This window comes from Microbacterium sp. LWO12-1.2, from assembly GCF_040675875.1.
GTDB lineage: Bacteria > Actinomycetota > Actinomycetes > Actinomycetales > Microbacteriaceae > Microbacterium.
On sequence record NZ_JBEGII010000001.1, the window covers coordinates 2620440 to 2634955 of the forward strand.

The 14516-nt window shown below is 64.2% G+C and carries 8 protein-coding genes and 3 rRNA genes; 4 read left to right on the forward strand and 7 right to left on the reverse strand.

What is annotated here, in order from left to right; genetic code table 11:
* Nucleotides 1-17: 17 nt before the first annotated feature.
* Nucleotides 18-290, reverse strand: coding sequence for a metal-sensitive transcriptional regulator (locus MRBLWO12_RS12635; protein WP_363555954.1), 273 nt, complete (start codon nucleotides 288-290; stop codon nucleotides 18-20).
* 206 nt (nucleotides 291-496) lie between these two features.
* On the opposite strand from MRBLWO12_RS12635, the gene MRBLWO12_RS12640 reads away from it, so the two are divergent.
* From MRBLWO12_RS12640 to MRBLWO12_RS12650, 3 genes are read left to right on the forward strand one after another with little or no spacing between them, the layout of a single operon-like run.
* Nucleotides 497-1774 (forward strand): DUF445 domain-containing protein, encoded by a 1278-nt coding sequence (locus MRBLWO12_RS12640; protein WP_363555956.1) that lies wholly within the window; start codon nucleotides 497-499, stop codon nucleotides 1772-1774.
* 1 nt (nucleotide 1775) lies between these two features.
* Complete coding sequence (locus MRBLWO12_RS12645) at nucleotides 1776-2693, forward strand: arginase family protein (protein ID WP_363555958.1); 918 nt, start codon at nucleotides 1776-1778, stop codon at nucleotides 2691-2693.
* On the forward strand, nucleotides 2690-3220 hold the full coding sequence (locus MRBLWO12_RS12650) for an AAA family ATPase (RefSeq protein ID WP_363555960.1): 531 nt from the start codon (nucleotides 2690-2692) through the stop codon (nucleotides 3218-3220). Before MRBLWO12_RS12645 ends, MRBLWO12_RS12650 begins: the two co-directional genes overlap by 4 nt.
* Nucleotides 3221-3227: 7 nt before the next feature.
* Here MRBLWO12_RS12650 and hutI read toward each other — a convergent pair whose 3' ends face one another.
* From hutI to hutH, 3 genes are all read right to left on the reverse strand, one after another.
* Nucleotides 3228-4391: an imidazolonepropionase gene (hutI, locus tag MRBLWO12_RS12655; RefSeq protein WP_363555962.1), complete on the reverse strand. Its 1164-nt coding sequence runs from the start codon at nucleotides 4389-4391 to the stop codon at nucleotides 3228-3230.
* 90 nt (nucleotides 4392-4481) lie between these two features.
* The gene (gene hutU, locus MRBLWO12_RS12660; protein WP_363555964.1) at nucleotides 4482-6161 is read right to left on the reverse strand and encodes a urocanate hydratase; all 1680 of its coding nucleotides are present in this window, start codon (nucleotides 6159-6161) and stop codon (nucleotides 4482-4484) included.
* Nucleotides 6154-7734, reverse strand: a complete 1581-nt coding sequence (hutH, locus tag MRBLWO12_RS12665; protein WP_363555966.1) for a histidine ammonia-lyase — start codon at nucleotides 7732-7734, stop codon at nucleotides 6154-6156. The genes hutU and hutH overlap by 8 nt, the downstream gene beginning before the upstream one ends.
* A gap of 58 nt (nucleotides 7735-7792) precedes the next feature.
* Between hutH and MRBLWO12_RS12670 the strand changes: the two genes are divergently transcribed.
* On the forward strand, nucleotides 7793-8575 hold the full coding sequence (locus tag MRBLWO12_RS12670) for an IclR family transcriptional regulator (protein ID WP_363555968.1): 783 nt from the start codon (nucleotides 7793-7795) through the stop codon (nucleotides 8573-8575).
* A gap of 138 nt (nucleotides 8576-8713) precedes the next feature.
* Here MRBLWO12_RS12670 and rrf read toward each other — a convergent pair.
* The 3 genes from rrf to MRBLWO12_RS12685 all read right to left on the reverse strand — a co-directional run bounded on the left by rrf (nucleotide 8714) and on the right by MRBLWO12_RS12685 (nucleotide 13983).
* Nucleotides 8714-8830 (reverse strand): 5S ribosomal RNA (gene rrf / locus MRBLWO12_RS12675).
* Between the two features lie 108 nt (nucleotides 8831-8938).
* Nucleotides 8939-12043 (reverse strand): 23S ribosomal RNA (locus MRBLWO12_RS12680).
* Nucleotides 12044-12459: 416 nt separating this feature from the next.
* Nucleotides 12460-13983: ribosomal RNA gene (locus tag MRBLWO12_RS12685) — 16S ribosomal RNA — on the reverse strand.
* The 16S, 23S and 5S rRNA genes sit together here, the layout of an rRNA operon.
* Nucleotides 13984-14516 lie beyond the last annotated feature (533 nt).

Sequence of the window (14516 nt, forward strand, 5' to 3'; positions counted from 1 at the left end):
AGGAGCGGGGCGGGGCGCTACTTCGAATCGAAGTCGAAGGCCTTGAGCAGTTCGAGGACCGCCTTGTCCCGCTCCTCCCCGCCCTCGTCGAACATGTGCGTGACGTGCGTGCGCAGATGGTTCTCGAGCAGCAGGCGGTTGAGGGATTCCAGGGAGCGCTGGATGGCACGCGACTGCGTGATGATGTCCATGCAGTACTCCTCGTTCTCGATCATCCGCGCGACGCCGCGCATCTGACCCTCGAGGATGCTGGTGCGGTGCAGCGCGCGCTTCTTGATGTCTTCGATCACCCTCCGAGGGTACTCCGCGCAGCACGACCTGGATCGGTGGCGCCTCCGTCGTCCACAACTCAGGACCTGCGCCCACAGATCCTGCACACAACGGCCGACAGGCCCCTCCACTCCCTTCTCTCCTGAGTTGTGTATACGTCTCGCCGACGAGACTCCGCCTCGCGGACGCCGGCCGCAACCGCCGGGCTCCGTGCGAGGATGGCGACATGCCGCGAACACCGATGGCGATGCTGTCTCCCTCCGACCAGGTCCGACTGCGCGCGCTGCGCCGCATGAAGGCGGTGGCGCTCGGCGCCCTGATCTTCATGGCGCTCGCGTTCGTGATCGCGTTCATGTTCCAGGAGCGCCAGCCGTGGCTGGCGTACGTCCGCGCCGCGGCCGAGGGTGGCATGGTCGGCGCGCTGGCCGACTGGTTCGCCGTCACCGCGCTGTTCCGCCGTCCGCTCGGACTCCCGATCCCGCACACCGCGATCATCCCGAACCGTAAGGACGAGATCGGCCGCACGCTCGGTGAGTTCGTCGAGACGAACTTCCTGGCCGCCGACGTGGTGCGCACCAAGCTGTCGAGCACGGCGATCGCCCAGCGCGCCGGCGAGTGGCTGCGCGAGACCCCGCACGCCGAACGTGTCGGCGCCGAGGGCGCGACCATCGCGACCGCGGTGCTGAACGCCCTGAGCGACGACGATGTGCGCGACCTGATCTCCGACCTCGCCCGCGAGCACCTCGTCACCCCGGAGTGGGGCCCGCCCGCCGGCGCCTGGCTGGAGAAGATCGTGGAGGCCGATGCCCATCACGGCGCGGTCGACCTCGCCGCCGACAGCATCGCCCGGTGGCTGGAGGCCAACGCCGAGTCGTTCAGCGGACTGGTGTCGCGCCGCCTGCCCTCCTGGGTACCGCGCCTCGCACACCGGTTCGTCGACGACACGGTCTACAACGAGGCCGTGAAGTTCGTGCATGCCGTGCAGGCCGATCCGCACCACCCCGCTCGGCTCGCGGTCGACGGATACCTGGCACGTCTGGCAGACAGCCTGCAGAACGACCCCGCCACCCGCGCCAAGCTCGAGAACGCGAAGGCGTCGCTGTTCGACAGCCCCCGCGTCGGAGCCCTCGCCGCGGAGGCGTGGAACACCGCGAAGAACGGCCTGCTCACCGCCCTCGCCGACCCCGAGAGCGGTCTGCGCCGCCGGGCCGTGCAGGCGCTCCAGGAGGTGGGCGAGCGTCTCACCACGGATGCCGCGCTGCAGACCCGCGTCGACACCTGGGTCTCGGATGCGGCGGTCTTCCTGGTCGACCGCTACCGCCACGACATCGCCTCGATCATCACCGACACCGTCGAGCGCTGGGACCCCGCAGAGACGACCGAGAAGATCGAGCTCATGGTCGGTCGCGACCTGCAGTACATCCGCCTGAACGGCACGTTCGTGGGTGCCCTCGCCGGCCTCGCGATCTTCACCATCGCCCACGCTTTGATCCCCGGAGTCTGACATGGCCCTCTCGCACGATCCGCTCTGGCCGCGCGCCGGCGCCTGGCCCGCGTTCGACGGCGCGGCAGACGCCGTGTTGCTGGGAGTGCCCACGTGGCGCACCTCGCTCTCGCCGACCGGAGCACACGCGACCCCCGCGGCGATCCGCGATGCGCTCCCCCGCTACGGCAGCACCCTGATGGGTCCGCCGATCGTCGACGTGAACGAGCGCCTGCGCATCACGGACGCCGGCGACATCGCCGAGCCGGACGGAGACGCGGGCGAGGCCGAGGTCATCGAGCGGGTGCGCGAGCTCTCGGCCGCGACCGGGCTCGTGATCGCACTCGGCGGCGACAATTCGCTCACCTACCCCGTCGCACTCGGCGCGCGGGCGACCGGGCTCATCACCTTCGACGCGCACTTCGACCTGCGCGACGGCGTCTCCAACGGCACCCCCGTGCGGCGCCTGGTCGAAGACGTCCCGGTGGCCTCGAGGCTCGACACCGCGCGCATCGACCCGACGCGCATCGTGCAGATCGGCATCGCGGACTTCGCCAACTCCGCCGCCTACGCCCAGCGCGCGGCGGACTGGGGCATCCGCGTGATCACGCTCGACGAACTGCGACGCCGCGGCATCGACGACGTGGTGGCCGAGGCCCTCGAGATCGCCGGCGCGGGCCCCGACCCGCGCGTTCATCTCGACATCGACGTCGACGTGTGCGACCGCGCGGTCGCTCCCGGCTGCCCGGCCAGCGTGCCCGGCGGCCTGCAGGCGTGGGAGCTGCGCACGCTCACCCGCGCCGTGGCCTCCGATCCGCGCCTCGTCAGCGCCGACCTGGCCGAGGTCGACGCGACCGCCGACGCCGACGATGCCCGCACCATCCGCCTCGCGGCACTCTGCGTGCTGGAACTCCTGGCCGGACAGGCCGCGCGGTCATGAGGATCGTCGTCTCGGGCACGCACGGGAGCGGCAAGAGCACCCTCATCGCGGACTTCGTCGCGCGGCGTCCGGAGTACCTCGCCCTCGGCGATCCGTTCGAGGACCTCGACCTCGACGACCCCTCAGGGGAGGCGAGTTTCGCCGCGCAGCTGCGGGTGACGGCGTCGCGTGTGCGCGAGACGGCGGGGGAACCCGCCGTGATCTCCGAGCGCGGACCTCTTGACTTCGTCGCCTACCTGACCGCATTGGAGCAGTTGGGGCGCAGCGACGGCGAGCTCATCGCCCGCGCGACGACCATCGCCGATGCCTCGTTGACCGATGTCGACCTGGTGGTGATCCTGCCCTTGGACGACCGGCACCCCATCCGGGTCCCCGTCGACGAGGACCCCGCCTTGCGCGAGGCGATGGATGCGGCGCTCCTCGACCTCGCCGATGAGCGCGAGGATTCCGGGGGCACCCGCTTCCTCACGCTGGGCGGGGATCCAGCATCGCGGCTGCGCGATCTGCTCTCCGCCACGAACGAGTGAGCGCCGGTCAGCCGACGGCGACGCCGTCCTTCCAGACCGTGCGCACGAGCGGAACTCCCGGCCGGTAGGCGAGGTGGATGCGCGTCGGCGCATCCAGCAGCACCAGGTCGGCACGGGCTCCCGGGGCGATCACGCCCACATCGTCGCGGCGGAGCGCCCTGGCCCCGCCCGCAGTCGCCGCCCACACAGCTTCGGCCGGCGTCATCCCCATGTCGCGTACCGCGATCGCGATGCAGAACGGCATGGATGACGTGAAGCTCGACCCCGGGTTCGTGTCGCACGCCAGCGCCACCGTGACGCCGGCATCGACCAACCGGCGTGCATCGGGATACGGCTGACGCGTCGAGAACTCGACCCCGGGCAGCAGCGTCAGCACGGTGTCGGAGGCGGCGAGCGCCGCGATGTCATCGTCGGTCAGGTAGGTGCCGTGATCGATCGAGGCCGCGCCGAGCTCGACCGCGAGCTGCACGCCCTCGCCGGGTCCGAGCTGGCTGGCATGCACGCGCGGAGCGAGGCCGCGGGCGATCCCCGCCTCGAGCACCCGCCGAGACTGCGGCACCGTGAAGGCGCCGGTCTCGCAGAACACGTCGATCCACCGGGAGTGCGGGGCGCAGGCGTCGAGCATCGGTCCCGTCACCAGGTCGACATAGTCATCGGGGCGGTCGGCGTACTCAGCCGGCACCACGTGCGCGCCGAGGAAGGTGACCTCGGGCGTGACCTCGGCGGCCAGGCGCACGAGCCGTTCCTCATCGACGACGCTCAGACCGTAGCCGCTCTTGATCTCGACGGTCGTGGTGCCCTGCGCGAGCATCTCGTCGAGGAAACCGCGCAGTCGCGCGCGCAGCTCATCGTCGCTCGCGGCCCGCGTCGCGGCGACGGTGGAACGGATGCCGCCGGCGGCGTACTTCTGCCCCGCCATGCGCGCCTCGAACTCCGCCGCACGGTCGCCGCCGAACACCAGGTGGCTGTGGCTGTCGACGAACCCGGGGATCATGGCTGCACCGCCGGCGTCCACCACCTCGTCCGCCGCCGGGGCGTCCGCCGCGGCGCCGACCCAGGCGATGCGCCCGCCGTCGATCAGCACGGCTGCATCGCGCAGGGTCCCGCACGGGTCGCCGTCACCGCGGACGTTGGTCGTCAGCTCGCCGATGTTCGTGATGAGCGTGGTCATGGCGTTTCCTCCTGTTGAGGGGTCAAGACACGCCCTGTCCGGAGCGGATGCTGCGGCGTGTCTTGACCCCTCGCCGCTGTGTCGAGTGTGTCAGAGCATCGGGATCTTGAGGCCGCGGTCACGCGCGACCTCACGGGCGTGCTCATATCCGGCATCGACGTGGCGCATGACGCCAGTACCGGGGTCGTTCGTGAGCACGCGCTCGAGCTTCTCCGCCGCGAGCGCGGTGCCGTCGGCGACCGTGACCTGACCCGCGTGGATCGAGCGGCCGATCCCGACGCCGCCACCGTGGTGCAGCGAGACCCACGACGCACCGGACGACGTGTTCAGCAGTGCGTTCAGCAGCGGCCAGTCGGCGATCGCGTCGGAGCCGTCCTTCATGGCCTCGGTCTCACGGTACGGCGAGGCAACGGAGCCGGAGTCCAGATGGTCGCGACCGATCACGATCGGCGCCGACAGCTCGCCCGACGCCACCATCTCGTTGAACTTGAGGCCGGCGAGGTGACGCTCCTTGTAGCCGAGCCAGCAGATGCGCGCGGGCAGCCCCTCGAAGTGCACCTTCTCGCCCGCCTTCTCCAGCCAGCGGTGCAGCGCGGCGTCTTCGGGGAACAGCTCGGCGATCGCACGGTCGGTCTTGTAGATGTCCTCGGGGTCGCCCGACAGCGCGGCCCACCGGAACGGCCCACGCCCCTCCTCGAACTGCGGACGGATGTACGCCGGCACGAAGCCGGGGAACTCGAAGGCCCGCGCGAAGCCGCCCAGCTCCGCCTCGCGACGGATCGAGTTGCCGTAGTCGAACACTGCGGCTCCGGCATCCTGGAAGGCCACCATCGCTGCGACGTGCGCGGCCATCGACTCGCGTGCCCGGCGGGTGAACTCCTCAGGGTCGCGCTCCGCCTCGGCTTTCCAGTCCGCGACGGTGATGCCGACCGGGAGATACGCGAGCGGGTCGTGCGCACTGGTCTGGTCGGTCACGACGTCGATGGGCACGCCACGGCGCAGCAGCTCGGGGAAGACCTCGGCGGCGTTGCCGACGACGCCCACCGAGAGCGCCTCACCGGCATCCTTGGCAGCGATCACGCGGGCCACGGCCGCGTCGAGGTCGGTCGTGTACTCGTCGAGGTAGCCGTGCTCCACGCGACGCGCCAGGCGCGACTCGTCGACGTCGACGATCAGCACCGCCCCGTCGTTGAGGGTCACTGCCAGCGGCTGCGCGCCGCCCATGCCGCCGGCCCCACCGGTGAGGGTGAGGGTGCCGCGCAGGGAGTCACGTCCGAGCGAGCGCGCCACCGCGGCGAACGTCTCGTACGTGCCCTGCAGGATGCCCTGGGTGCCGATGTAGATCCAGGAGCCGGCGGTCATCTGCCCGTACATGATGAGTCCGAGCTCTTCGAGCTTGCGGAACTCCGGCCATGTCGCCCAGTCGCCGACGAGGTTCGAGTTGGCGATCAGCACGCGCGGCGCCCACTCGTGGGTGCGGAACACTCCGACCGGCTTGCCGGACTGCACGAGCAGCGTCTCGTCCGGCTCGAGCTCGTCGAGCGTGCGCACGATCGCGTCGTAGGCCTCCCAGCTGCGCGCCGCCTTCCCGGTACCGCCGTAGACGACCAGGTCTTCGGGGTGCTCGGCGACTTCGGGGTCGAGGTTGTTCATGAGCATGCGCTTGGCGGCCTCGGCACCCCAGCTCTTGGCTGTGCGCTGGTTGCCTCGGGCTGCACGGACGACGCGGGGACCGGATGCGGGGGACTCAACTGCGGCGGATTCAACCATGAGTGTGCTCCTTTGCGATGCGGGCGACGGCGCCCGACTGGACGAGTACGGCGACGGCTTCCATCTCGGGTGAGAGGAAGCGGTCAGGGCCAGGGCCGGCGGCCACGGTACGGACGAGGTCGCGCACGGCGCCGGTGGCGGGACCGGCCTCCAGCGGTGCGCGCAGATCGAGGGCGCGTGCGCCGGTGAGGATCTCGATCGCCAGCACGCGACCCAGTCCGTCGATCGCGCGGCGGAGCTTGCGGGCAGCCGCCCACCCCATCGAGACGTGGTCCTCCTGCATCGCCGACGACGGGATCGAGTCGACGGATGCCGGCACGGCGAGGCGCTTGAGCTCCGAGACGATGCCGGCGGAGGCGTACTGCGCGATCATGAGCCCGGAGTCGACGCCTACCTCATCGGCCAGGAACGGCGGTAGTCCGTGGCTGCGCGCGGGGTCGAGGGCGCGGTCCGTGCGGCGCTCGGAGACCGAGGCGACATCCGCCACCGAGATGGCGAGGAAGTCGAGCACCGCGGCGACGGGCGCGCCGTGGAAGTTGCCATTGGACTCGATGCGGCCGTCGAGGGTGATCACCGGGTTGTCGATCACACTCGCGAGCTCGCGTCCGGCGATCATGGCGGCATGGGCCATGGTGTCGCGCGCGGCGCCGTGCACCTGCGGCGAGCAGCGCAGCGAGTACGCATCCTGCACGCGTCCGTCATCCGCTCCCTTGTGGCTCGCCACCATCGGGGAGTCGCCGAGGAACGCGCGCAGGTTCGCGGCTGATTCCGTCTGCCCGGTCTGCGGGCGCAGGGCCATCAGATCGGCGGCGAACACGGCGTCGGTGCCGAGCTGCGACTCGATCGACATGGCCGCGGCGATGTCTGCGGTGAGGAGCAGCTCCTCCAGGTCGTGCAACGCGAGCACCAGCGTGCCGAGCATCCCGTCGGTGCCGTTGATGAGGGCGAGGCCCTCCTTCTCGACGAGGGTGAGCGGCTCGATGCCGGCGGCCGCCAGCGCGTCAGCGGCGGGTATCACCTCGGAGCTGGGTTGCTGAGCCGCGGAGCTGGGCTGCTGAGCCTGTCGAAGCACGCGGACATCCCCTTCACCCATCGCCGCGAGTGCGATGTGGGCGAGAGGGGCGAGGTCGCCGGAGCATCCGAGCGAGCCGTACTCGCGCACGATCGGGGTGATGCCGGAGTTGAGCATCGCGGCGTAGGTCTCGACGACGACAGGCCGCACCCCGGTGCGACCAGAGGTGAGGGTCTGCAGGCGCAGCAGCTGCAGCCCGCGCGTGACCTCGCGCTCGATCTCCGGACCGGTGCCGGCCGCGTGCGAACGGATCAGGCTGGCCTGCAGCTGCAGGCGACGGTCCGGAGCGATGAACGTGGTCGCGAGCGCGCCGAACCCGGTGGAGACTCCATAGTGCGGATGAGGATCTGCGGCGAGGCCGTCGATCACGCTGCGGGTCTCGGCGACGCGGACGAGAGCTGCGGGATCGATGACGACCGGCGCACCCAGTCGTGCGACGGCGACGACATCTGCGGGCGCGAGGGGCGCCGCACCGACGAGAACAGGGGCAAGATCAGTCATGTTCTGATTCCACACCCGCGGTGTCGACGGCGACAGCGGATCATGACATCCTGTGTCTGTGATCCCAGACAAGGCGCCCACGTCTCGTACAGCCGAGCCTCAGGTGCCGGCGGCCGAGAACACACTGCGCATCCTCAGCTACCTGGCAGGGCGTCCGGCGCCGGTGGCGGCATCCGCGATCGCTCGCGAACTCGACCTGCCGCGCTCCACGGTCTACCACCTGCTCACCACGCTGTCGGCCCACGGCTTCGTGCTGCACTTCCGTGAGGACCAGCGGTGGGGACTCGGCACCTCGGCCTTCGAGCTCGCCGGCGGCTACACCCGCCAGCAACCACTGGCACGGCTCGGGAGGCCGTTGATCGCCGCCCTGTCCGACCGCCTCGGTGAGAGCGCGCACCTCGCCGTGATGAGCGGTGGCGACGTGCTCTACATCGTCGAAGAGCGCGCACCCCGCCGTCCCGCCCTCGTGACGGACGTCGGTGTACGCCTTCCTGCACACCTCACGGCGAGCGGTCGGGCAATGCTCGCCGCCCTCCCCCGCGAGCAGGTGCGCGCGCTGTATCCAAGCGCCTCGGCCTTCCCCGACCGCACCGGGCTTGGCCCTCGGCGCCCCACCGAACTGCGGGAACTGCTGCGTGAGGTGCGCGCACGCGGCTACGCGGTCGAAGACAGCGAGGTGGCAGACGGTCTGCGGTCGGTCGGGGCCGTCGTGCGCGATCACGCCGGGTGGCCGGCCGCCGCAGTCGCGGTCACGTGGGGCGGCGAAGGGCTCGAGGAACGGGAACTCGCGGATGCCGTGATCGAGACCGCAAGGGTGCTGGAGTCGCGCGTGAAACGCTGATCGTCGCCCCCTGTCCTTGCACGTCGCCTTAACGCAGAAAAGCCACCCCGCAAGGGATGGCTCTTCTGCTGTTTCGTTGCACTTCTGCGCTAACGCGAAATGGCCACCCATCGATGGGTGGCCATTTGCTTAAAAGAAGTCCGGCGGTGTCCTACTCTCCCACAGGGTCCCCCCTGCAGTACCATCGGCGCTGTGAGGCTTAGCTTCCGGGTTCGGAATGTAACCGGGCGTTTCCCTCACGCTATGGCCGCCGAAACACTATTGATGTTTCAATCAAACACATAACAAAGTCATTGTTGTTATGCGGTTCTCGACCGTACATCGAGAACCACTCAGTGGACGCGTAGCACCAACAAACGGTGTGTTATCAAGTCATCGGCTTATTAGTACCAGTCAGCTGCATGCATTGCTGCACTTCCACATCTGGCCTATCAACCCAGTAGTCTGGCTGGGAGCCTCTCACCCGAAGGTATGGAAATCTCATCTTGAGGCCGGCTTCCCGCTTAGATGCTTTCAGCGGTTATCCATCCCGAACGTAGCTAATCAGCGGTGCTCCTGGCGGAACAACTGACACACCAGAGGTTCGTCCAACCCGGTCCTCTCGTACTAGGGTCAGATCCTCTCAAATTTCCTACGCGCGCAGCGGATAGGGACCGAACTGTCTCACGACGTTCTAAACCCAGCTCGCGTACCGCTTTAATGGGCGAACAGCCCAACCCTTGGGACCTACTCCAGCCCCAGGATGCGACGAGCCGACATCGAGGTGCCAAACCATGCCGTCGATATGGACTCTTGGGCAAGATCAGCCTGTTATCCCCGAGGTACCTTTTATCCGTTGAGCGACAGCGCTTCCACAAGCCACTGCCGGATCACTAGTCCCGACTTTCGTCCCTGCTCGACCTGTCAGTCTCACAGTCAAGCTCCCTTGTGCACTTACACTCGACACCTGATTGCCAACCAGGTTGAGGGAACCTTTGGGCGCCTCCGTTACTTTTTGGGAGGCAACCGCCCCAGTTAAACTACCCACCAGGCACTGTCCCTGAACCGGATTACGGTTCGAAGTTAGATATCCAGAGTGACCAGAGTGGTATTTCAACAATGACTCCACACGAACTGGCGTCCATGCTTCAAAGTCTCCCACCTATCCTACACAAGCCACACCGAACACCAATACCAAGCTGTAGTAAAGGTCACGGGGTCTTTCCGTCCTGCTGCGCGTAACGAGCATCTTTACTCGTAATGCAATTTCGCCGAGTTCGCGGTTGAGACAGTTGGGAAGTCGTTACGCCATTCGTGCAGGTCGGAACTTACCCGACAAGGAATTTCGCTACCTTAGGATGGTTATAGTTACCACCGCCGTTTACTGGGGCTTAAATTCTCAGCTTCGCCTTGCGGCTAACCGGTCCTCTTAACCTTCCAGCACCGGGCAGGCGTCAGTCCGTATACATCGTCTTGCGACTTGGCACGGACCTGTGTTTTTAGTAAACAGTCGCTACCCACTAGTCTCTGCGGCCTCCAAACGCTTTCGGGAGTAAATCCCTATACGCCGAAGGCCCCCCTTCTCCCGAAGTTACGGGGGCATTTTGCCGAGTTCCTTAACCACGATTCTCTCGATCTCCTTGGTATTCTCTACCTGACCACCTGAGTCGGTTTGGGGTACGGGCGGCTAGAACCTCGCGTCGATGCTTTTCTTGGCAGCATAGGATCACCCACTTTTTATCCGCATCGTGTCTCAGCCTATGTGAGAGACGGATTTGCCTATCTCTCGGCCTACGCACTTGCACCAGGACAACCATCGCCTGGCTTGGGCTACCTTCCTGCGTCACACCTGTTAATACGCTAACCGCACCAGAATGGGGTCGTGCGCTAGGCCCAGAGCGTCACCCCGAAGGGATCAGTCACTGGGATTCAGACACTTAGCACTACTGGATTAGCTTGGGCGGTTCTTCGCCGGTACGGGAATATCAACCCGTTGTCCATCGACTACGCCTGTCGGCCTCGCCTTAGGTCCCGACTTACCCAGGGAAGATTAGCTTGACCCTGGAACCCTTGGTCTTTCGGAGGACGTGTTTCTCACACGTCATTCGCTACTCATGCCTGCATTCTCACTCGTGTAGCCTCCACGGCTGGTTTACACCGCCGCTTCGCTGGCCACACGACGCTCTCCTACCCATCAATACGGCTGGACCACGAAGGCCTACCAAAAATATCAATGCCACAACTTCGGTGGCGTGCTTGAGCCCCGTTACATTGTCGGCGCGGAATCACTTGACCAGTGAGCTATTACGCACTCTTTCAAGGGTGGCTGCTTCTAAGCCAACCTCCTGGTTGTCAAAGCAACTCCACATCCTTTCCCACTTAGCACGCGCTTTGGGACCTTAGTTGGTGGTCTGGGTTGTTTCCCTCTCGACTATGAAGCTTATCCCCCACAGTCTCACTGCTGCGCTCTCACTTACCGGCATTCGGAGTTTGGCTGACGTCAGTAACCTTGTAGGGCCCATCGGCCATCCAGTAGCTCTACCTCCGGCAAGAAACACGCAACGCTGCACCTAAATGCATTTCGGAGAGAACCAGCTATCACGAAGTTTGATTGGCCTTTCACCCCTATCCACAGCTCATCCCCTCAGTTTTCAACCTAAGTGGGTTCGGTCCTCCACGACGTCTTACCGTCGCTTCAACCTGGCCATGGATAGATCACTTCGCTTCGGGTCTAGGACATGCGACTGAATCGCCCTATTCAGACTCGCTTTCGCTACGGCTACCCCACACGGGTTAACCTCGCCACATATCGCTAACTCGCAGGCTCATTCTTCAAAAGGCACGCTGTCACCCCTACTAAGGAGGCTCCAACGGTTTGTAAGCAAACGGTTTCAGGTACTATTTCACTCCCCTCCCGGGGTACTTTTCACCTTTCCCTCACGGTACTTGTCCGCTATCGGTCATCTGGGAGTATTTAGGCTTATCAGGTGGTCCTGACAGATTCACACGGGATTTCACGGGCCCCGTGCTACTTGGGATACTCTTCGCGCCAAGAGAGGCATTTCGACTACGGGGTTGGCACCCTCTATGACCGGCCTTTCAAGACCGTTCGTCTATACCTTCTTGTAACGCCGCCATCTCGGCAGAGATGACTGAAAAGTCCCACAACCCCCAACGTGCAACGCCTGCCGGCTATCACACACGCTAGGTTTAGCCTGTTCCGGTTTCGCTCGCCACTACTAACGGAATCGCGGTTGCTTTCTCTTCCTGTGGGTACTGAGATGTTTCACTTCCCCACGTTCCCTCTACCCGCCCTATATATTCAGGCGGGAGTCACTAGGTCGGCACGCCGCCCAGCGGGGTTTCCCCATTCGGACACCCTCGGATCAAAACTTGCTTATCAGTTCCCCGAGGCTTATCGCAGATTGCTACGTCCTTCTTCGGCTCCAGATGCCAAGGCATCCACCGTTTGCTCTTAAAGACTTGAAATCACATGAGTTTGAATCAGAATCGACACCAGACCCCGAAAGGTCCGGCATGAAATTGACTAATGATCTTTAAGATCATCTTGTGCAACAACCCGAAGGCTGTTGCAAGATGCTCGCGTCCACTGTGTAGTTCTCAAAGTACGGGCGGTACCCCAACCAGCACCCAGACAAAAGCCCAGAAACCAGAAGAGGTCCAGAGGTACAGACTCGAATCCCGAAAGATCCGCATCCGGTCCCTCAGGACCCAACAGCGTGCAGACACCGACCCCCTCACCCAGAACCTTCCAACCGCAAGCGGCGTACTAGTTCCGAGATCAGATCTCGATGCCATGTCAAATGTTCCACCCATGAGCTCCCAGCGAAGAACGTATGCCTTCGATCTGGGTTCTGGACTCCGAAGAGTCAGATGCTCCTTAGAAAGGAGGTGATCCAGCCGCACCTTCCGGTACGGCTACCTTGTTACGACTTAGTCCTAATTACCGATCCCACCTTCGACGGCTCCCTCCACAAGGGTTAGGCCACCGGCTTCAGGTGTTACCGACTTTCATGACTTGACGGGCGGTGTGTACAAGACCCGGGAACGTATTCACCGCAGCGTTGCTGATCTGCGATTACTAGCGACTCCGACTTCATGAGGTCGAGTTGCAGACCTCAATCCGAACTGGGACCGGCTTTTTGGGATTCGCTCCACCTCGCGGTATTGCAGCCCTTTGTACCGGCCATTGTAGCATGCGTGAAGCCCAAGACATAAGGGGCATGATGATTTGACGTCATCCCCACCTTCCTCCGAGTTGACCCCGGCAGTATCCCATGAGTTCCCACCATTACGTGCTGGCAACATAGAACGAGGGTTGCGCTCGTTGCGGGACTTAACCCAACATCTCACGACACGAGCTGACGACAACCATGCACCACCTGTTTACGAGTGTCCAAAGAGTTGACCATTTCTGGCCCGTTCTCGTATATGTCAAGCCTTGGTAAGGTTCTTCGCGTTGCATCGAATTAATCCGCATGCTCCGCCGCTTGTGCGGGTCCCCGTCAATTCCTTTGAGTTTTAGCCTTGCGGCCGTACTCCCCAGGCGGGGAACTTAATGCGTTAGCTGCGTCACGGAATCCGTGGAATGGACCCCACAACTAGTTCCCAACGTTTACGGGGTGGACTACCAGGGTATCTAAGCCTGTTTGCTCCCCACCCTTTCGCTCCTCAGCGTCAGTTACGGCCCAGAGATCTGCCTTCGCCATCGGTGTTCCTCCTGATATCTGCGCATTCCACCGCTACACCAGGAATTCCAATCTCCCCTACCGCACTCTAGTCTGCCCGTACCCACTGCAGGCCGGAGGTTGAGCCTCCGGATTTCACAGCAGACGCGACAAACCGCCTACGAGCTCTTTACGCCCAATAATTCCGGATAACGCTTGCGCCCTACGTATTACCGCGGCTGCTGGCACGTAGTTAGCCGGCGCTTTTTCTGCAGGTACCGTCACTTTCGCTTCTTCCCTGCTAAAAGAGGTTTACAACCCGAAGGCCGTCATCCCTCACGCGGCGTTGCTGCATCAGGCTTGCGCCCATTGTGCAATATTCCCCACTGCTGCCTCCCGTAGGAGTCTGGGCCGTGTCTCAGTCCCAGTGTGGCCGGTCACCCTCTCAGGCCGGCTACCCGTCGACGCCTTGGTGAGCCATTACCTCACCAACAAGCTGATAGGCCGCGAGCCCATCCCCAACCGAAATTCTTTCCAGACGCAGACCATGCGGTCACGTCACATATCCAGTATTAGACGCCGTTTCCAGCGCTTATCCCAGAGTCAGGGGCAGGTTGCTCACGTGTTACTCACCCGTTCGCCACTGATCCCACAGAGCAAGCTCCGTGTTCACCGTTCGACTTGCATGTGTTAAGCACGCCGCCAGCGTTCATCCTGAGCCAGGATCAAACTCTCCGTAAAAAAGAAATGCATACCCCACCGGGAAAACGGTGACGCAGCGAGTTTGATGCTGACCAAAGAGACAAATTCATTGCTGACTTCATCCATTGCCAACCCCCCGGAAGGGATTGGTCTTTGATCCAAAGGAATTCTCACCCAGCCGAAGCTAGACGAGGATAATTTGGCATTTGACAAGTGCACGCTGTTGAGTTCTCAAGGATCGGATGCTCCCACGACCCAGTCATCACAACCAGGCCCGAAGGGCAACTTCTCTATCTTATCCGTGTCTTCCAGGCTGTCAAATCGACACGCCGGAAGGCTCAGAACCAGATCTGCAGCTCGGGGCTCAAGGCCTCCGAGGCAACTTCACTAGCTTATCCGTTCCGGCCTCGCTGTCAAACTGGCAGCTGATCCGGTGTGGATGCCCCAGGTCAGACAGAAGTGTGTCTGCGATCTTCTCCGAGGAGCTGATCGAGTGGGGGTGGTTCTCCGCTTGAGGGGGGTGAAGCTCTCGGCCTCTCCGCTTCCCTGTGGGGCGAACAAGTAATAAGTTA

Excerpts from the sequence above, each read along its gene's own strand:
- MRBLWO12_RS12640 (WP_363555956.1), top strand. The coding sequence starts at position 497 with ATGCCGCGAACACCGATGGCGATGCTGTCTCCCTCCGACCAGGTCCGA.
- hutH (WP_363555966.1), bottom strand. The coding sequence starts at position 7,734 with ATGACTGATCTTGCCCCTGTTCTCGTCGGTGCGGCGCCCCTCGCGCCC.
- MRBLWO12_RS12650 (WP_363555960.1), top strand. The coding sequence starts at position 2,690 with ATGAGGATCGTCGTCTCGGGCACGCACGGGAGCGGCAAGAGCACCCTC.
- hutI (WP_363555962.1), bottom strand. The coding sequence starts at position 4,391 with ATGACCACGCTCATCACGAACATCGGCGAGCTGACGACCAACGTCCGC.
- hutU (WP_363555964.1), bottom strand. The coding sequence starts at position 6,161 with ATGGTTGAATCCGCCGCAGTTGAGTCCCCCGCATCCGGTCCCCGCGTC.
- MRBLWO12_RS12645 (WP_363555958.1), top strand. The coding sequence starts at position 1,776 with ATGGCCCTCTCGCACGATCCGCTCTGGCCGCGCGCCGGCGCCTGGCCC.